Annotated in this window: 16 protein-coding genes, 1 pseudogene and 1 riboswitch; of the genes and pseudogenes, 10 read left to right on the plus strand and 7 right to left on the minus strand. The window is 45.8% G+C overall.

Annotated features, from left to right (window positions below; genetic code table 11):
• Window positions 1-17: 17 nt before the first annotated feature.
• From menB to Vt282_RS08790, 4 genes are read right to left on the minus strand one after another with little or no spacing between them, the layout of a single operon-like run.
• Window positions 18-884 carry a 1,4-dihydroxy-2-naphthoyl-CoA synthase gene (menB, locus tag Vt282_RS08775; RefSeq protein WP_162046042.1) on the minus strand — a complete coding sequence of 289 codons (867 nt, stop codon included), beginning with the start codon at window positions 882-884 and terminating at the stop codon, window positions 18-20.
• The gene (gene menH / locus Vt282_RS08780; RefSeq protein ID WP_162063159.1) at window positions 869-1,696 is read right to left on the minus strand and encodes a 2-succinyl-6-hydroxy-2,4-cyclohexadiene-1-carboxylate synthase; all 828 of its coding nucleotides are present in this window, start codon (window positions 1,694-1,696) and stop codon (window positions 869-871) included. Before menH ends, menB begins: the two co-directional genes overlap by 16 nt.
• Window positions 1,683-3,386 (minus strand): 2-succinyl-5-enolpyruvyl-6-hydroxy-3-cyclohexene-1-carboxylic-acid synthase, encoded by a 1,704-nt coding sequence (menD, locus tag Vt282_RS08785; protein WP_162063160.1) that lies wholly within the window; start codon window positions 3,384-3,386, stop codon window positions 1,683-1,685. The genes menH and menD overlap by 14 nt, the downstream gene beginning before the upstream one ends.
• On the minus strand, window positions 3,386-4,693 hold the full coding sequence (locus Vt282_RS08790) for an isochorismate synthase (RefSeq protein ID WP_162063161.1): 1,308 nt from the start codon (window positions 4,691-4,693) through the stop codon (window positions 3,386-3,388). Before Vt282_RS08790 ends, menD begins: the two co-directional genes overlap by 1 nt.
• 234 nt (window positions 4,694-4,927) lie before the next feature.
• On the opposite strand from Vt282_RS08790, the gene Vt282_RS08795 reads away from it, so the two are divergent.
• Both Vt282_RS08795 and yfbR read left to right on the plus strand, forming a co-directional pair.
• Window positions 4,928-6,142, plus strand: coding sequence for a pyridoxal phosphate-dependent aminotransferase (locus tag Vt282_RS08795; RefSeq protein ID WP_162046038.1), 1,215 nt, complete (start codon window positions 4,928-4,930; stop codon window positions 6,140-6,142).
• Window positions 6,143-6,264: 122 nt separating this feature from the next.
• A pseudogene (gene yfbR, locus Vt282_RS08800) lies at window positions 6,265-6,847 on the plus strand (5'-deoxynucleotidase).
• A 4-nt stretch (window positions 6,848-6,851) separates the two neighbouring features.
• Here the strand turns inward: yfbR and Vt282_RS08805 are convergent.
• The gene (locus Vt282_RS08805; protein WP_162046036.1) at window positions 6,852-7,745 is read right to left on the minus strand and encodes a LysR family transcriptional regulator; all 894 of its coding nucleotides are present in this window, start codon (window positions 7,743-7,745) and stop codon (window positions 6,852-6,854) included.
• A gap of 130 nt (window positions 7,746-7,875) precedes the next feature.
• Between Vt282_RS08805 and Vt282_RS08810 the strand changes: the two genes are divergently transcribed.
• From Vt282_RS08810 to Vt282_RS08820, 3 genes are all read left to right on the plus strand, one after another.
• On the plus strand, window positions 7,876-8,949 hold the full coding sequence (locus Vt282_RS08810; protein ID WP_162063162.1) for an HlyD family secretion protein: 1,074 nt from the start codon (window positions 7,876-7,878) through the stop codon (window positions 8,947-8,949).
• A 3-nt stretch (window positions 8,950-8,952) separates the two neighbouring features.
• Window positions 8,953-10,512 carry a DHA2 family efflux MFS transporter permease subunit gene (locus Vt282_RS08815; protein ID WP_162063163.1) on the plus strand — a complete coding sequence of 520 codons (1,560 nt, stop codon included), beginning with the start codon at window positions 8,953-8,955 and terminating at the stop codon, window positions 10,510-10,512.
• Window positions 10,513-10,575: 63 nt separating this feature from the next.
• Window positions 10,576-11,892 (plus strand): anti-phage deoxyguanosine triphosphatase, encoded by a 1,317-nt coding sequence (locus Vt282_RS08820; protein WP_162063164.1) that lies wholly within the window; start codon window positions 10,576-10,578, stop codon window positions 11,890-11,892.
• A 42-nt stretch (window positions 11,893-11,934) separates the two neighbouring features.
• Here the strand turns inward: Vt282_RS08820 and Vt282_RS08825 are convergent, their stop codons facing one another.
• Both Vt282_RS08825 and Vt282_RS08830 read right to left on the minus strand, forming a co-directional pair.
• On the minus strand, window positions 11,935-12,954 hold the full coding sequence (locus tag Vt282_RS08825) for an adenosine deaminase (protein WP_162063165.1): 1,020 nt from the start codon (window positions 12,952-12,954) through the stop codon (window positions 11,935-11,937).
• 90 nt (window positions 12,955-13,044) lie between these two features.
• A riboswitch (purine riboswitch) is annotated at window positions 13,045-13,143 on the minus strand.
• Window positions 13,144-13,201: 58 nt separating this feature from the next.
• On the minus strand, window positions 13,202-13,804 hold the full coding sequence (locus Vt282_RS08830) for a tRNA-uridine aminocarboxypropyltransferase (RefSeq protein ID WP_162063166.1): 603 nt from the start codon (window positions 13,802-13,804) through the stop codon (window positions 13,202-13,204).
• A 3-nt stretch (window positions 13,805-13,807) separates the two neighbouring features.
• On the opposite strand from Vt282_RS08830, the gene rrtA reads away from it, so the two are divergent.
• The 5 genes from rrtA (at window position 13,808) to Vt282_RS08855 (ending at window position 18,980) form a co-directional block, all read left to right on the plus strand.
• Complete coding sequence (gene rrtA, locus Vt282_RS08835; RefSeq protein WP_162063167.1) at window positions 13,808-14,356, plus strand: rhombosortase; 549 nt, start codon at window positions 13,808-13,810, stop codon at window positions 14,354-14,356.
• Between the two features lie 160 nt (window positions 14,357-14,516).
• Entirely contained in the window at window positions 14,517-15,308 is a 792-nt protein-coding gene (gene agaR / locus Vt282_RS08840; protein WP_162063168.1) for a transcriptional repressor AgaR, read from the plus strand.
• A 422-nt stretch (window positions 15,309-15,730) separates the two neighbouring features.
• A complete protein-coding gene (gene agaR / locus Vt282_RS08845; protein ID WP_162046027.1) occupies window positions 15,731-16,507 on the plus strand; it encodes a transcriptional repressor AgaR in 777 nt (258 codons plus the stop codon).
• An 8-nt stretch (window positions 16,508-16,515) separates the two neighbouring features.
• Window positions 16,516-17,826, plus strand: a complete 1,311-nt coding sequence (locus Vt282_RS08850) for a D-tagatose-bisphosphate aldolase, class II, non-catalytic subunit (RefSeq protein ID WP_162046026.1) — start codon at window positions 16,516-16,518, stop codon at window positions 17,824-17,826.
• Window positions 17,823-18,980 (plus strand): SIS domain-containing protein, encoded by a 1,158-nt coding sequence (locus tag Vt282_RS08855; protein WP_162063169.1) that lies wholly within the window; start codon window positions 17,823-17,825, stop codon window positions 18,978-18,980. The genes Vt282_RS08850 and Vt282_RS08855 overlap by 4 nt, the downstream gene beginning before the upstream one ends.
• Window positions 18,981-18,983: the final 3 nt, after the last annotated feature.

An 18,983-nucleotide genomic window follows, 5' to 3' on the forward strand; every position in this document is an offset into this window, starting at 1 on the left:
ATCTAAGTGTTCTTAAATTATGGGTTGCGAGGAAACTTATTAAAGTCCGGACGACGCTTTTCATTAAACGCATTACGACCTTCCTGACCTTCTTCAGTCATGTAGAACATCATTGTCGCGTTACCTGCTAGCTCTTGAAGACCCGCTTGACCATCACAGTCTGCGTTTAGTGCCGCTTTCAGACAACGCAGCGCCATTGGGCTGTGTTGTAGCGTTTCACGACACCAGCGTACGGTTTCTTTTTCAAGATCGGCCAGTGGAACCACGGTGTTCACTAGGCCCATATCTAATGCTTCTTGAGCATCGTAGAAACGGCATAGGAACCAGATTTCGCGCGCTTTCTTTTGACCAACGATACGAGCCATGTAAGAAGCACCCCAACCGCCGTCGAATGAACCAACTTTAGGACCTGTTTGACCAAATTGTGCATTTTCAGCCGCGATAGTTAGGTCACACATCATATGCAGAACGTGACCGCCGCCAACCGCCCAGCCAGCAACAGCTGCGATAACTGGTTTTGGACAAGTACGAATTTGACGTTGGAAATCCAATACGTTTAGGTGGTGCGTGCCGCCCTCATCACGGTAACCGCCGTAGTCGCCACGAATTTTCTGGTCACCACCAGAGCAGAACGCATCTTCGCCAAGACCAGTTAGAATAATCACGCCCACTTGCTCGTCGTAACGTGCATCAGCCAATGCGTTAATCATCTCTTTCACTGTTTGTGGACGGAACGCATTACGTACTTGTGGACGTGCAATCGTGATCTTCGCGATACCATCTTCTGATTTATGGTACTGAATATCTTCATATTCACCGCTGCAGTCATTCCAGTTTACTGGTGCGTATAGTTCTTCTTCTGAAATACCTACTGTTTTAGCCATGGTGATTCCTGTTGTTGTTGATTACTCGCTGATGCGAGCTTGAATTGATGCAAAATTTCACGCGCAAACGCCTGAGGGTGTTCATGGTGAACATTATGCCCTGCACCTGCGACTTGGGAAAAAGACAAACCACTCTGTTTAGCTAACTGACTAAACTTGTTGTCTTTTTCACCGCATATATAGTGTGTTTCAATATTACTTTTTGCGAGCTCTGCCAGTAACGCGGGTTGCTTGGCTAGAGAGGTCGCTAACAGCATGCGACTGATTGAGGCGCCTAGATTATCACTGCGCTTAGCTACCAGTGTTTGTCTTTGCTCATGATTTAATGAAGAAAACACAGGCTGTTGGTACCAATCGCTTAAAACCCGTTCGATTGGTTCATTCTCAAAGCGCTCTGCCCATTGGCAATCATTGATCCAGCGAGCCTGTCGTGCTTGCTCCTCCTCCAAACCAAAATTGCCACCTTCAATAATGACCTTGATTAGGTTTAGCTCATTAAAAAGGTGTTTGGCAATGCCATACATGGCAATTCGCCCACCTAAAGAGTAACCAACCATGACAACGGGATGATGGGTTGGAACCAAGGAAATGATGGTTTGTTCGACTTGCTGACAAACCGTCACAAAGTCTTCAGGTTCAATAGCTTGGCTATGCCCATGTGCGGGCAAATCGAGGGTGATAATCGGCAGATTTTTAAGATGTGCAATACAGGCTTGCCAATCTTGGCCACTGCCCAACAAACCGTGCAGAAACACCACGATAGGTGTTTCTGCACTGAGATTGTCAAACTGGTGGCAACTATAAGCTAGCATGGAGATTTTTGATCACCGTTTTGATTTGGTTTGATGCTTGCTCTGCTGGCGTTTGTACTTCAATTAACAGACATCCCTGACCTGACGTCAGATGCTGTTCCAATTTGGCTTGATAAGCTAACAAATCCGTCGCCAAACAGTAACCTAAATTGAATTGCTGCGCTGCACTCGCAAATTGATAGCCGTGTGGCATTTGATACAAACTTTGTTTTTGTGTCTGAGGAACGGGCAACAAATCAAAGATTGCCCCACCGTCGTTATTGGTGACAACAATCGCACACGGCTGCTTGGCATGAGTAAACAGCGCCAGCGAATTGAGATCGTACAGCAGTGACGTATCGCCGATATAGAGCACACTCGGCAGGTTATTGGCACGATAAGTACCCGCAGCGGTCGCCACTAGGCCATCAATGCCCGATGCACCACGATTGGAATACACTGGTTGCGCTATTTGACCAAACATATCCACCATACGCACAAATAGGCTGTTACCCAAAAATACTTGGGTATTATCAGGTAATACTTTCAGTGTTGTAGATAACGCAAGCTCAGTCAGAGTAGTATCTGTAGCAATTTGTGCATTAACGCAGTGCGCCACTTTCTCACTGAGTTTCAAACCTTGCTCTGCCCAGTTGTTTGACTTATTGAAAGGCTGAGACAAGGCGTGCTCTAACCACATTGCAATATCGCCAGCGTGATGCCACTGCATCAGATGGTCTTGGTTGTTGCGATCAAGACTTGGGCTGACATAGTGATATTCAAACCCATCTTTAAGCCCTGCTTTTGCCAGCCATTGGTTAAAACGTTTTGACACGATACGTGAGCCAAACTGCACAACCAGTTCTGTTTGCTCAATCAATGCGTTGCCGCTTTCCGTTTGCAACCATGCGTCATAGTATGCCCAATCACTGCTTTCACCAGATTGCGGGTCGCACAGTATTGGCCAGGCGAGTTTTTCTGACAGTTGCTTCGCCAACTGCGCTTCTTGATAACTAACGCTGCCGACCATGATCAAACCTTTACGCTCTTGCCATTGGCTAAGATCAAACGGATAAACACTAGAACCAAGTAGCTGTTTAGTAAAGGTATCTTCACTGGCTTGCCAGCTTGCCACGCTGTCCAAATAATTTTGGTACACCGATTTATCTAAATCAGAATAGAGAGGCTCAGGGAAAGCACAGTTGATATGAACAGCACTGCCTTGGCGTTGCTGTTTAAACATCTGCTCATCAATCGAGGTCAATAGCCAACGCAGCGGTACCTGCTCAGATGGTGTCGGTAATTGCAGTTCACCACACACATGGTTGGAATAAATGCCATTTTGTACGATAGCTTGGTTGGCACCACAGCCTACCAATTCAACTGGGCGGTCAGCGGTTAACACCACCAGTTTTTCACCGGTCAGTTTCGCCTCCGCAATTGCTGGCAACAAATTAGCTACCGCAGTACCAGAAGTCACAACGATCGCTACAGGCTTGTTGCTTGCTTTTGCAAGGCCAAGGGCTAGAAAACCTAAACCACGCTCATCAAAATGGGTGTGCATGGTCAATTTCGCGTTAGCATCGGCTTCCAGTGTTAATGGCGTCGAACGAGAACCCGGCGCCACACAGATATGCTCAACGCCAAAACGAGTCAGCTCTTCTAGCAGCACCTGGCTCCAAATACGGTTTAATAAAGCTTGTTGGTGCATTATGAGGCAACCCCTAATGGTGGGTGGTCAGAAATCAGAGACAACAACGTTGCCATTTTCTTATCCAATTCTTGCCACTCATGTTCCGCAATTGAACCAGGCACAATGCCCGCACCCGCATAAAGGTGAACGTCTTCATCGACAATTTCTGCGCTGCGGATCGCGACGCAAAACTCAGCTTGTCCTAGGCTAAAGTACCCCATTGAGCCCGCATACCAACTGCGCTCAAAAGGTTCATATTGTTGAATGAAGTCCATCGATTCTTGGCGCGGTAAGCCAGCAACAGCGGCAGTTGGCTGTAACGCCCCGAGTAATTGCACCGCATTAACACCAGACTTGAGGCTGGCATGGATACGACGTTTAAGATGCTGAACTTGACGCAAACGCACTAACTGAGCTTCAGGCTCCACCTCTAGCAAATCAGAATATGGTGTTAGACGCTCAAAAATGTCATCCACTACATACTGGTTTTCATTGAGGTTTTTGCTGTCTTGCGTCAGCCAATTGGCTAATTCCAAATCATGGCTTGCACTGTCGCCGCGACCAATGGTACCCGCTAGCGCTTCGGTATATAAATCTTTACCCTGACGGCAATACAAACGCTCAGGGGTTGAACCTAAAAAGCTATGTCGCGCGTTTTGTGCCAGCATAAAATGGAAGCTGTTTTGATTGTGTTCAATACTCGATTTGAGCAGTTGCGCTGCGCAAATAGGTGACTGCATCTCCACTGTTGTTTTGCGCGCTAACACCACCTTTTTGAAATCATCATTTTCGATACCACTGAGCACCTGCTCCACCAGCGAGTTCCATTGCTGATGATTCGGCGTGTGTTCGATATGATCAATATGAGCAGAAAGGGGTAATAAGCGGGAAACCTGACCACGCAACTGAGATAAACTCTCAACCGCATGTGCTTTAGACACACCGATGTTCACCGCTAAAGACCAAGTTTGGTCGCGGCGAATCAGTTCCACCTGAGGTAGAAAGAAAAACGAAGCTGGGCAGTTTGGATTTTTTGCAGTCTGTCCATCAAATGAACGTCCCCCCCAAATTCGCTGCTCACCAGATAAATGTGCGTAAGCAGGTGCAGGGTCAAAAAATGTGTGGAGCTGTCCTAAAGCAACCACTTCCTCACGAGTATCTCGTGACTGCCAATAAAACTTCGGAAAAAGAGGCTGAGCTTGCAACCAATCAATGAAAGCAAAATCAGGCTTATACTCCAGAACTTGAACCAGACGAGAAACCTCGTCTTTTGCATCCTTTACTCGTTCAATCAGTTCGGTAACGGCTTGCTGAAAATATGACAAATAAACCTCGTTCACTGGAGATTTCTAAATAACAGAATTCTAACTAACAGAATAGCCGAATACTGTATTTCTAGCGCGGCTTCAAATCAAGGATGTACTCAATCTTTTACATAATCCTGTGATAATTACCAAACCTAAAAGATGAAAAATTCGACTTTTACAGATTTTAATTCTACCAAAGCTTATTTTGGTGTAATTTAGTAAACGATTTTAATTATTTTTAGGCGTTACACAATGCAAAATATCGGGATGTCATCAAAACTTGATAATGTCTGCTACGACATTAGGGGTCCAGTACTCAAACATGCTAAACGCATGGAGGAAGAAGGGCATAAAATACTGAAACTAAATATCGGTAACCCGGCCCCATTTGGTTTTGACGCCCCAGATGAGATTTTGGTTGATGTAATCCGTAATTTGCCGACCTCACAGGGCTACTGTGATTCTAAAGGTATTTACTCTGCTCGTAAGGCTGTGGTTCAGTACTACCAGAAAAAAGGCATTCGTTCACTAGACGTTGAAGATGTGTACATCGGCAACGGTGCGTCTGAGCTTATCGTGATGTCGATGCAAGCGCTGTTGAACAATGGCGATGAAATGCTGGTTCCAGCACCAGACTACCCATTATGGACGGCATCAGTTGCCTTGTCTGGTGGTAAAGCGGTGCATTACATCTGTGATGAAGAGTCAGATTGGTACCCAGACCTAGACGACATCAAAAAGAAAATTACGCCAAAAACTCGTGGTATCGTTCTGATTAACCCGAACAACCCAACGGGTGCTGTGTACAGCCGTGATTTTCTATTGGAAGTAATTGAAATTGCGCGTCAAAACAACCTGATTATCTTTGCCGACGAAATCTACGACAAAGTGCTTTACGATGGTGCAACTCATACTTCAGTGGCAACACTGACTGAAGATGTGTTGGTGGCAACTTTTAACGGCCTATCAAAAGCATACCGTGTATGTGGTTTCCGTGGTGGTTGGATGTTCTTAACCGGCCCTAAACATTTGGCGACGGGTTATATTGCTGGCCTTGAAATGCTCTCTTCAATGCGTTTGTGCGCCAACGTACCAATGCAGCATGCGATTCAAACGGCGCTGGGTGGTTACCAAAGTATCAACGAATTGATCCTGCCAGGTGGGCGTCTACTTGAGCAACGTGACCGCGCATGGGAACTGATTAACCAAGTTCCGGGCGTATCTTGTGTCAAACCAAAAGGCGCAATGTACTTATTCCCGAAAATTGATACTAAGAAGTACAAAATTCACGATGACCAAAAAATGGTACTCGACTTCTTAATCCAAGAAAAAGTACTGCTGGTACAAGGCACAGGCTTTAACTGGATCAAACCTGACCACTTCCGTATCGTAACTCTGCCACACGTGGAAGATCTGGAAACGGCGATCGGTCGCTTTGAACGCTTCCTTTCTACTTATCGTCAGTAGCAAAACAGCGCAAAGTTACATATTCTTAAGGCACTCTCTGAGTGCCTTTTTATTTGCGTCTGACTGACGATAGAACAACGCAGTCAAAACTAGGCACTGGAAGTTAACTAAAGGATGTAGATATGAAAGAGAGCCATTTTTTCGCTCACCTCGCCCGCATGAAGCTAATCCAACGCTGGCCTTTAATGCGTTCAGTCTCAACAGAAAACATTTCTGAACATAGCTTGCAAGTGGCCTTTGTTGCCCACGCCCTTGCCCTGATTAAAAACAAAAAGTTTGGTGGTAACTTAAATCCAGAGCGCATCGCCCTACTTGGGATGTATCACGATACCAGCGAAGTACTGACTGGCGATTTACCAACCCCAGTGAAATACTACAATCCAGAAATCGCTAAAGAGTATAAGAAGATAGAGCAGCCGCAGAAAGCGTCTATTGAATATGTTACCTGAAGAATTTCAAGAGGACTTTGCCCCCTACCTGCTTAGTCACAGTGCCCACGCAGAAGATGCCGCTATCGTCAAACAAGCCGATACCATTTGCGCTTACCTAAAATGCCTAGAGGAATTGAGTGCGGGTAATCATGAATACGCTCTTGCCAAAAAACGCTTAGACGTAACATTAAAAGAACGCCACAGCCCAGAAATGGATTACTTCCTTAATACCTTTGCCCCAAGTTTTGAGCTTTCATTAGATGAAATCAGCTAATCCATTAGCAACCCTCAAAGGCTCTTAATAGATATTCAATCAGCGCCTTTTTGCGTTTGGGCATCAGTTGTCGGTCGGAATAGACCAAACTGATGTCCACCTTGGGTAATTCATAGTTGGGCAGTAGTTGAATCAATTTGCCACTGGCAAAATGCTCGCGACAAATAAACTCTGGCAAAATAGCGACGCCAAGCCCATCAATACAGGCACTCAAACAAGCCGTGATAGTGTTTACTTTCAATCTACTTGGCAAGTCAAACATGATGCTTTCACCATTTTCCGCTTGAATTTGCCATTTCGGCACTCGTACAGCCTTGCTCACCACTTCTATTTGCTGATGAGATTGGGTTAAGTCGTTATGACTATTTATCTCGCCAAATGCATTGAGGTATTCAGGGCTCGCCACCAGCACGCGAGCAGACTTACGCAAATGCCTAGAAACCAGTGACGAGTCCGCTAGTTCGCCAATTTGTGCATACAGATCGATTCCTTCACCAATCACGTCCACTTCACGGTTAGTCAATTCCATATTCAGTGTCACTTGCGGGTACAGGTGCAGAAATTGGTGAATGTATTTACTCAGGATCTGCTGACCTAACTCAACTGGAAAAACCACTTTGAGTGGCCCACGCACCAAGTCTTGGTTAGCACTCACTTCCAACTCAGCTTGATTAATAATTTCCAACATCTGCTGGCATGAGTGATAGAAGGTTTCACCTTCTGAGGTCAACACCAAACTGCGAGTAGAGCGTGTGATCAACTTAACACCTAAATCCTCCTCTAAATCAGCGACTTTTCGGCTGACCGTCGATTTAGTCATATTCAATTGCTCGGCTGCTTGAGTAAAGCTACCACAATCAACAACTTGTGCGAAAATCGCAATTGCATTTAGGTCCAAGTTAAACCTCACATGATGTAATTAGTGAAAATCCTGCAACAGTGTTTCCTTTTTTTCCTATCTTATCAACCAATGCAATTACTTTTAGACTGCGCGACCTGATTTTATAGAAGATAACGAGAATAAGAACATGGTCGACAGTAACGCAGCCACCCAATCAAAAGAAAGTAAACCTGCACGTAAAACTCGCCGAGCACCATTCATCGCCACTGCGATTATGTTGAGCTTGGGCATCATTGGCAGTGGCTACTGGTTTGGTTATGGTCAATATTTCGAATCAACAGACAATGCCTACCTACAAGGCGACATCACCACTATTAGCCCTAAGGTGAGCGGCTATATCCTGCATTCCTATGTCAGCGATAACCAACGTGTCACAAAGGGCGATCTGCTAGTGCAAATTGACGATCGCGATTACCAAGTTGCGCTGCAACAAAGCCAAGCCCATTTAAGCGTTACTCAGGCGAGCGTTGACAACCTTTTAGCTCAACAGACTCTACAACGCAGCCAGATCTCTCAAGCGCAAAGCCGTGTTGATTCTGCGCAAGCCGAATATGACCGAGCAACCCAGCAGGTGGCACGCTCACGTAGCCTGTTAAAACGTAACTACGCTTCTCAAGACGAAGTCGACAACATGCTGGCACAGCAAAAAGTCGCGGCTGCAGGCCTTGAAGAAGCCAAAGCCAATTTGGTTGCCAGCAATGAACAATTGAGTGTTATCGCCAGCCAAATTAAACAAGCCAAAGCCTCGGTCAGTGAAGCGCAGACTCAAGTATCGCAAGCCCAGCTCAACCTTGCTTACACCAAAATCTATGCCCCTGCGGACGGTATTATCGGTAAACGCAGTGTGCGCCAAGGTTTGCTTGTTCAAGCTGGCACACCATTAATGAGCTTAGTACCAGAAAACCAAATCTGGATTGAAGCCAACTTTAAAGAAACACAATTAAGCAATATTCACCAAGGGCAAAAAGTGAGTGTGGAATTAGATGCGTTCCCGGGCCAAGAGTTAGAAGGTGTGGTCGACAGTTTCTCACCGGCAACCGGCGCTAAATTTGCTCTGCTACCACCAGAAAATGCGACCGGTAACTTTACTAAGATCGTGCAGCGTGTACCGGTAAAAATTCTATTATCAGAAAACAATCCGCTCAAAGGTCGATTACTACCAGGTCTCTCTGTGGTTGCCACTATCGATACACGAGGCTAAACGATGAGTACTGTTACTCACTCTCAGCCAGCGAACACCGCGTCTAATGAACAAGTGGTACCGATGCGCAATTGGATCGCTTTAATCGGTGGTCTGATTGGCGCCTTTATGGCGATCCTAGATATCCAGATCACCAACTCATCACTGAAAGATATTCAAGGCGCACTTTCGGCTACGCTCGATGAGAGCTCATGGATCTCAACCTCCTACCTAGTAGCAGAGATGATCGCAATACCACTCAGTGGCTGGCTTTCTCGCTCACTGGGCAAACGCCGTTACATCACCTGGACCACGGTGATCTTCACGCTTTCATCGCTGCTTTGTTCGATCTCTTGGAACATGACGTCGATGATCGTGTTTCGCGCGATGCAAGGCTTTAGTGGCGGCGCGTTGATTCCGATTGCGTTCTCTTTGGTGGTGCAATTATTACCTCTAAATAAGCGCGCTGTCGGCATGGCATTGTTTGGCATCACCGCTACTTTTGCTCCTTCAATTGGCCCCACTTTCGGTGGTTGGTTGACTGAGCACCTGTCGTGGCATTTCATTTTCTACATTAATGTACCACCCGCAATCCTTATGATTGCGATGATTCGTTATGGCCTAGATGATGAAAAAATCGATACCAAACAACTGATGCAAGCAGACTGGTTTGGTATTGCTACCATGGCAATAGGTTTAGGTTGCTTGGAAGTGGTATTAGAAGATGGCAACCGTGAAGAGTGGTTTAGCTCCGGGTTTATCGTTACCTTGAGTATTATCTCAGCAGTCAGCCTGATCTATTTTGTGATTAACGAACTGCAACATAAAAAACCACTGGTTAATCTGCGTTTGCTTGCCAATCGACAATTTGCCATGGCGTGTATTGCCTATTTGATTCTTGGTATGGCGCTGCTCGGTTCCATCTACGTGCTACCTATGTATCTAACCCAAATTCAGCACTACAACGCGATGGAAATTGGTGGCGTGTTAATGTGGATGGGCTTTCCCCAATTGCTGATTTTCCCGCTGGTGCCAAAACTGACGCAAATCATCAAACCCAAATACCTCGTTACCTTTGGTTTTGTGATGTTTGGTTTGAGTTGCTACGTTAACACCCATATGACCGTTGATTTTGGCGGTCAACAGCTGATCACCTCAATGCTACTGCGAGCGATTGGCAGCCCATTTATTATGGTGCCACTTTCACTGGTAGCGATGAAAAACATCAAAGCGATGGATACACCTGATGCCTCAACACTGACTAACGTGATGCGTAACTTGGGCGGCGCGTTTAGTATTGCGATTATCGCCACACTACTGGATAACAAAACTCGCGAACACTTGGCGCACATTAAAGAATCGTTGACGACAGTCAATCAGCTTGGCTGGCAAACGTTGCAACAACAGCAAGCTTTCTTTATGCAATCAGGGAGTGACGCAGCCACAGCCATGCAGCAAGCGCAAGCCAGTTTGCTTGGTACCATGCAACGTGAAGCGGCCATTATGGCCTATAACGATGTCTTTCTGGTGATGACTGCATTTCTGGCACTCGCGGCCGTACTGATTTTATCGATGAAGGATTAACGAGAATAATTTGCACCAGCCCAAGGATGGGTGTACGGTTATAAAAAACAACGGAGAGTAAGTATGACGTTTGAAATCAGCACCTTATGGGAGCGACGTCATAATGACGAGCATAAAATTCGCCGTGATGACCATCGAGACCCATTTCAGCGCGACCGCGCTCGTATCCTGCACTCAGCAGCGTTTCGTCGCTTGCAGGCCAAAACACAAATCCATGGCACCAGTACTGACGACTTTCACCGCACTCGCCTCACCCACTCACTAGAAGCTGCTCAAATTGGTACCGGTATTGTGGCACAAATTCGCAATAAACAGCCTGAATTTAGCACCTTACTCCCTTGTGATAGCTTAATTGATGCCTTGTGTTACGCCCATGATATAGGCCATCCACCTTACGGACACGGAGGTGAGGTAGCGCTTAACTATATGATGCGTGATCACGGCGGGTTTGAAGGCAATGCGCAGACTTTTCGCATCGTGACGCAACTTGAACCTTATACTGAAAACTATGGTATGAATCTCGCGCGTCGCACCTTACTTGGGCTAATGAAATACCCCGCTCTCATTAGTTCCACTCAAGCGAGAGAGCGCGCTACTCCCGCCGTTCATCAGCGTAAACTGAAAGCCAAAGATTGGGCGCCAGCGAAAGGCATTTACGACTGCGATTTAGAACGTTTTAATTGGGTTCTATCTCCGCTCGAAGTTAATGAAAAGCCTCTGTTCTCGGAGCTTAGAGAAGAAACCGTCGCGGCGAATCAACATCGTAAGACTCGCTACAAGTCCCTCGATTGTTCAATTATGGAGCTCGCGGATGATATCGCTTATGGGGTACACGATTTAGAAGATGCGATTGTATTGGGAATAGTGACTCGTAACCAATGGCAAGAAGCAGCCGCCAGTCAACTGGCTGAGTGCGGCGCACCTTGGTTTGAACAACATATCGCATCGCTAAGCGATATGTTGTTCTCCGATAAGCATTATCAACGTAAAGACGCGATTGGTGGCATCGTCAACGCACTGCTGACCAGTATTTCGATCAAACCCATCGACGCGCCTTTTACTACCCATTTATTGGCCTTTAATGCCTTCCTTGAACCAAGTATGGACAACGCGCTCGACATCCTAAAACGCTTTGTTAGCCAGTATGTGATTCAAATTCCACAAGTGCAGGTCATGGAGTACAAAGGCCAGCAAATCATCATGGATATCTTTGAAGCACTGAGTGCCGATCCTGAACGCTTACTGCCATTGGATATTCGCCATGCTTGGCAGCATATCGACAGCGAAAGCCAGGCGATGCGTATCATTGCCGACTACATTTCTTCAATGACCGATGGGCATGCTAAGCGTTTACATCAACAACTATTTTCCTCGCATTAAACAACTATGCCCACTTTAAACACAAGGTGGGCATGCTCTTAATTAATGGCCGAAATACTGGCGCATAAACTCCTCTAACTGAGCAGTCAAAGCGTGTTTTTCTTGTTCACTGATGAAACTCGCTTCAATCGCATTGCGAGTAAATTGCGTCAATTCTTGCTGAGTTAATTGATGGCTAGCCGCAACCGCAAGGAAGTTATCATTCATATAGCCGCCGAAGTAAGCGGGATCATCAGAGTTAATGGTGACTTTCACTCCTTGGCGCAATAACTCCACTATGTTGTGCTGCTCCATTTCAGCAAACACTTTCAGCTTGGTGTTGGATAGCGGGCAAACCGTTAATGGCATTGCCATTTGTGCTAATTCAGCCACCAACTGAGCATCATCAGAACAACGCACGCCATGATCCACTCGCGACACATTCAGCAGCGTTACACTGCCAGTAATATTACTCACCGGCCCCTCTTCTCCTGCATGAGCCACGGTTAAAAAACCCGCCTCACGCGCTTTGGCAAATACACGCTCAAACTTCTCAGGTGGATGACCAAGCTCCGATGAATCAAGACCAATAGCGATAATTTTATCTTGGTGTGGCATCGCTTGCTCAAGGGTCTCAAACGCACTTTGCTCATCTAGATGGCGCAGAAAACACATAATTAAACGACTGGTAATGCCAAGCTGTTGCTGCGCATCTTGTAGTGCACGGTCAATACCATTGACCACAGTGGCGAACTCAACACCACGTGCAGTATGAGTTTGTGGATCGAAGAAGATCTCCGTATGAATCACATTGTCTTGTTGACAGTGCAGCATGTATGCCCAAGTCAGATCGTAAAAATCTTGTTCGTGGATCAGCACGTTGGCACCCTGATAGTAGATATCAAGGAATGATTGCAGGTTGGTAAATTCGTAAGCCGCTTTCACCGCTTCAGGCGTGGCAAATGGCAGTTGAATATTGTTACGCTGTGCAAGTGAAAACATCATTTCAGGCTCTAATGTGCCTTCAATATGCAGATGCAGTTCAACTTTTGGTAGTCGCTCAATAAATTGGGTTTGGTTCACGCTTGTTTCTCCATTGTTTAATAACAGGTAACAAGCACTTTTCTCGACAAGAGTTTTTGACAAAATTTTTGGCAATACAAAGAGAAAAGCGCTATGCACTTAACTCTTCGTAATCTGAAATTTACGGTTTCAGGTAGAGACTCCCACACCAATCAGTGGGATTATACGAAGCACATTCGACAAGTGATGCTTAACGCGCCGACTTATCAACAGTTTCGCGAAATTATAGATAGCAAATGGGTGATATTCAAGAACGATAATTTTTCTCAAATACCCCTTGCGGCATCTGCTCTATTTGAAATTGGATCATGTTGTCGAACGCAGACAATAACGGGGTAAAATCTCGCTCAGGTTCAAGCAAGGACAAAATATGAAAGCCTGCTTCTACCGTAGACAGTGCATTATCACTTGGTGCTTTGCGAATGCGGTAATTACCTTTAAGCTCGGTAGGCAAACGCAGCAGTGGCAACGCTTGAAGATTGCTCGATAGTTGCCACATTTTATAAGCTTTCTTCCATGTCCCATCCAATAAGATCACTCTTATTTTTTGCTTGCCTTCAGTCAGTTGAACACCAGCCTCTAGCGAGTTCTCCCCTGGATACAACACAAAATGGTCAACGTCAGGCTGCACCAATAAATGATTCAGCTCATCATGGTGGCTAAAATCTTCACCGACAAAGTAGTGGCTGTTTGATAATGAAAGCGTCAGAATGCGAGCCGTACCCATCGGGCGCTTCGCTTCACTAGGATGTTGTAGGATGATTAACTCAACATTCGATGTTAGGCTTTGTATCCATTGACAAATACACGCTTTGAGTGACTTTCCGCATTGAGAACAATATCGAGACATGATGTGCAGCTAATCTTACTGTTAGTGGTGGTTAGTTTAGTGTGTCTAACGCTACAAATCCCCAGCCTTTCAGCATTAACTGAATGGCGTGTCGATTTAATCGATCAGGGACAGTGGCTGCGCATCCTATCAGGAAACTTCACGCATACCAACTATGCACATCTCACGATGAATATCGCGGCGTTATGGATCATTGCGTTTATCTTTCGTCCTAGCGCCAAGTCTTATGCCATCTTATTAGTTCTGCTTAGCGTAAGTGTAGGAATAGGTATTCTTTTTACTCCGATTCAAGGCTATGTTGGCTTGTCAGGCACATTGCATGGGCTGTTTGCGTTTTATGCTTTACGAGAAGCCCTACAAGGCCGAAAAAGCAGTTGGTTATTGGTTCTAGGCGTAATCGTAAAAGTCTTATGGGAACACTTAGGTGGTTCCCCGATCTCCACCGCCGAAATGATCGAAGCGCCACTGGCAATCGAAGCTCACTTGATCGGTGTCCTTAGTGGATTGCTTTTTGCGTGTTTTTGTTATCCTTTTGATAAAAATGCTGATTAAGTCGCAGTCATGTTTCGTTTTATTATGTTTTAAAACCGAAAGGTTGCTATGCTAATTCCTTTCGTTGTTTCGCTGCGCTCGGTTAAACTATCAGCGTGTATTACACCAAGACGTAACGCTTTACCCATCCACGTCAATTGAGTTTATAGAGATAAACCCTATGACCACCACAGCCCAAAGGCGTGAAGAGATCCTTCACTATATCCAGACTCACCAAAAAGGTGAGGTAAACTATTTTGCCGAGCTTTACGATGTTTCAGAAGTGACGGTGCGCAATGATCTTAATTACTTAGAAAAGAAAGGCTGCGTGACACGTTGCTACGGTGGCGCTTTACTCAATAATCAATTCGCTTTTGAACGCCCTTTGAATGACAAAAAACAGCTCAATTGCGATATTAAGGCTCGAATTGGCGAGTACGCAGCTTCCTTGGTACAAAATGGCGATAAAATTATCCTAGATTCCGGTTCGACCACTGAACAAATTGCCTATCATCTCAATCCTAAACATAACCTCACAGTCATGACCAACGGTATCAATATCGCTTATCACTTGGCCAACAAAGACAATATCGAGGTGATGATGAGTGGCGGCATCATGCGTCGCAATTCCTATTCGGTGCACGGCATTGGTGGTGAAGAATACTTGTCTGGTTTTCGCTTTAATAAGCTGTTCTTAGGTGTCGATGGCTTTGACAAGATCGCGGGCATCACGACTCCCCACCAAGGTGAAGCCGATATTAACCGTAGAATGGTTGAAGCTGCGCAAACCGTGATTGCTGTAACGGATTCATCTAAGTTTGACCGCCAAAGCTTTTGCTTAATTGCAAGGCCCGAACAACTCAATATGTTGATCACCGATAGTGGCATCCCGCAAGATTACGTCGACCAACTCACCAGTTTAGGGGTTGATGTTCGCATCGTTGATCGCATAAATGATGAAATAACCAACTAGTTTCACTTTGCAAATAAGCTTTCACTCGCACAAAAATAACCTTTCACTTTTACGAGTAGCCTTTCGATGGCTGCTCGTTTTCTTTTGTTTCCCCCTTTAAAAATACATAAACAACCAATTTTGTGATCTCCGTCTGGTTGAATATCGAAACCCTTTCAGTTGTTCCATTTTGACCTTTCTTTCATTGTTTCCATCTAACAACCCTGTCGTTGACTACTTCAGTCCTCAAAATGCGCCCTATTAAGCGAAAGAAAAACCTTTCGTTCAACTCAAAACGAAAGGAAAAACCACCACAAAACGAAAGGAAACCGTTTGTGATCTAGCTTTCATTTTTCCTTCATTGTTCCTGCTTAAATACAAATCAAAAGAAATCGAAACATTTTGAACAAAGAATTGAAATGTAACGAAAGGGAAATTGGCAAATGACCAGTGCAGAACGAAGACAGCAAATCATGGCGCATATTCGCAGTCATGGCTCAGGCAAAGTGGATGACTTCACTCAAGTCTACAACGTCTCTGCTGTCACGATTCGTCATGATCTTAACTTGCTGGAAAAACAAGGTTGCGTACTGCGTTGTTATGGTGGTGCGACACTCAACCCTAACTTTGCTTTTGAACAACCATTGTACCGCAAAGATCAACTTAACCGCTGCGCGAAGGAGTGCATTGCTGAAGCGGCTGCCAATCTCGTTAACGATGGTGATGCCATCATTCTCGATTCCGGCACCACCATTAGTTTGATGCCTGCGTACCTCAGCAATAAAAAGCAATTGGTTGTTATGACTAATGCATTGAATACCGCTTACAAGTTGAGCAACCACGACAACGTCGATCTCCACGTCGTCGGCGGCAATTTACGCCGCGCATCATGCTCACTAACAGGTCACCACGGTGAACAACAAGTGCGTTCATACCTATTCGACAAGCTGTTCTTAGGTGTCGATGGATTTGACCTACAAGCTGGCATTACCACACCAGACAATCACGAAGCGCAAATTAATCGCGCCATGTGTGAGGTGTCTCGCCAAGTGATTGCCGTAACGGACTCAAGCAAATTCGGTCGTAAGAGCTTTTGCATGATTCGAGCCGCCAACCAAATTGATGTGTTGGTAACCGATAGCGACATTCCACACGCTACACACCAAGCGTTAATCAATATGGGTGTAACCGTGATTCTTGCTGACCAAACCGCTAATTAGGAATAAAAATGAAAGCGTTACTTTCTCTTATCGAACAACACAAACAAGGCAATGCGACAGGTATTTACGCTGTTTGCTCTGCGCATCCCCTTGTACTTGAAGCTGCCATTAAGCAAGCGGCTCAAGACAATCAGCTTGTTCTGATAGAGGCTACTTCAAACCAAGTGAACCAATTTGGTGGTTACACTGGTATGACTCCACAAGACTTTGCCAACCATGTTTTCGCCTTAGCAAAACGTCTTAACTTCCCTGCTGAAAATATCGTGTTAGGTGGCGATCACCTTGGTCCTAACTGCTGGCAAAACCTGCCTGCAGCAGAAGCGATGGAATACTCAGAGCAGATGATTAACGACTACGTTATGGCTGGCTTTAAGAAAATCCATCTTGATTGCTCTATGTCATGCGCCGATGACCAAACGCCATTAAGCGAAGAAGTGATGGCAGAGCGCGCAGCAAAACTTTGTTTAGTAGCAGAAAATGCATGGAAACTTTCTGGCGGTGAAGCTCCGGTTTACGTCGTAGGTACTGAAGTTCCAACCCCAGGTGGTGCACTTGAATCACTTGAAGAAGAAGGCATCGAAGTCACTAAGCCTGAAGAAGCGATCGCGACATTAGATGCACACCACAAAGCATTTAGTGATATGGGCCTAGGTTATGTATGGCCGCGCGTGATTGGTCTGGTGGTTCAACCGGGCGTTGAATTCGATCATCACAGCGTGCACCACTACGACAGCCAGGCGGCACAATCGCTAAGCAAACTTATCGAAGGCCAACCAAACCTTGTGTTTGAAGCGCACTCAACCGATTACCAAAACCCAATCGCTTACCACGAGCTAGTGCGTGACCACTTCGCGATTTTGAAAGTAGGCCCTGCTCTAACGTTTGCTCTACGTGAAGCACTATACGGTTTAGACCGCGCAGAAAAAGAGTGGCTAGGCGCTCACCAAGCATCACACCTACGCGAAACGATCGAACAGGTAATGCAAGAGCAACCGAACTACTGGCGTTCACACTACGCAAGTAAAGGTCACCAACAATTCTTAGATTGCAGCTACAGCTTGAGCGACCGCATTCGTTACTACTGGACTCATCCAGAAGTACAAGCAGCTCAACAAGCATTGTTTGACAACTTAACTGCCAAACCGCTGCCAATGACTCTCCTTAGCCAATATTTACCAAATCAGGCTAAGGCTATTTCTCAACACCAAATACCGAACCAACCCGCTGAAATTGTGATGCACAAAATTATGGAAGTGACTGAGGTCTATTCCGAAGCCTGTTACGCAAACGAAGTGGTATGTAAGGAGATTATCCAATGAGTTCATTTTTAGGCTATGAACTACCGTGGCTAGAACAGCACAACGGTGTTCACACTGCACAAGAAATCAGTCACCAGCCACGTCTATGGCGTGCTCTGGCTGACATACTAGAACAACAAAATGATGCTGTGAGTGCCTTCCTTAACCCGCTTCTTGCGCGTTCAGATCTTCGTATCATTCTAACTGGTGCCGGAACTTCAGCATTCGTTGGTGACGCAGCGGCTCCATTTGTCAGTGCAACTCAAGGCTTCCGAGTGGAGTCAATTCCAACCACTGATTTGGTGTCAAACCCAACGCAATACCTAGACCCAAGCCGTCCAACATTGCTTGTTTCTTACGCTCGCTCAGGCAACAGCCCTGAGAGCGTGGCTGCGGTTGCGCTGGTTGACCAACTAGTACCAGATTGCCACCACCTATTTTTGACATGTAACGCAGAAGGCGCGCTATCTCGCTACGCAGAAACGGCTAACAACGCTTACTGCATGCTAATGCCTGAAGGCTCTAACGATAAAAGCTTTGCAATGACGTCAAGCTTTAGCTGCATGTTGATGTCAACGCTAACACTACTTGGTGGCAAAACACCAGCAGATTGGCGTCAACACATCGAAGCTACTGCGGCACTGTGTGAAGGCAAACTAGAACAGTGGCAAGCGGCGATTAAAGAACTGGCAAACCAACCTTACCAACGTCTAATCGTGCTAGGTAGCGGCGGTTTTGCAGGTCTTGCGCGTGAAGCATCACTGAAATCGCTTGAGCTAAGTGCAGGCAAAGTGATGACCGCTTACGACTCATCACTCGGTTTCCGTCACGGCCCTAAATTCACTATCGATGATACAGCGTTGGTTATCCAACTGTTCTCAAGTGATGCCTACACCCGTCAATACGATATGGACTTGTTCAACGAAATCCGTCGTGACAAGCAAACATTGGCACACGTAGCAATCACTGAGCAGCCACTCAATGAAGAAGCGGTCTACGAGCTTGGTCAACTAGACCTTGGCGACCAATGGTTGTGCTTCCCATACATTTTGTTCTGCCAAATGTTGGCATTTGAAAAATCACTTCAGCTAGGTTTTGGCCCGGATAACCCATGCCCAACTGGCGAAGTAAACCGAGTGGTGCAAGGCGTCACTATCTACCCATACAACAAATAATAA

Origin of the sequence: Vibrio taketomensis (assembly GCF_009938165.1) — a bacterium.
GTDB lineage: Bacteria > Pseudomonadota > Gammaproteobacteria > Enterobacterales > Vibrionaceae > Vibrio > Vibrio taketomensis.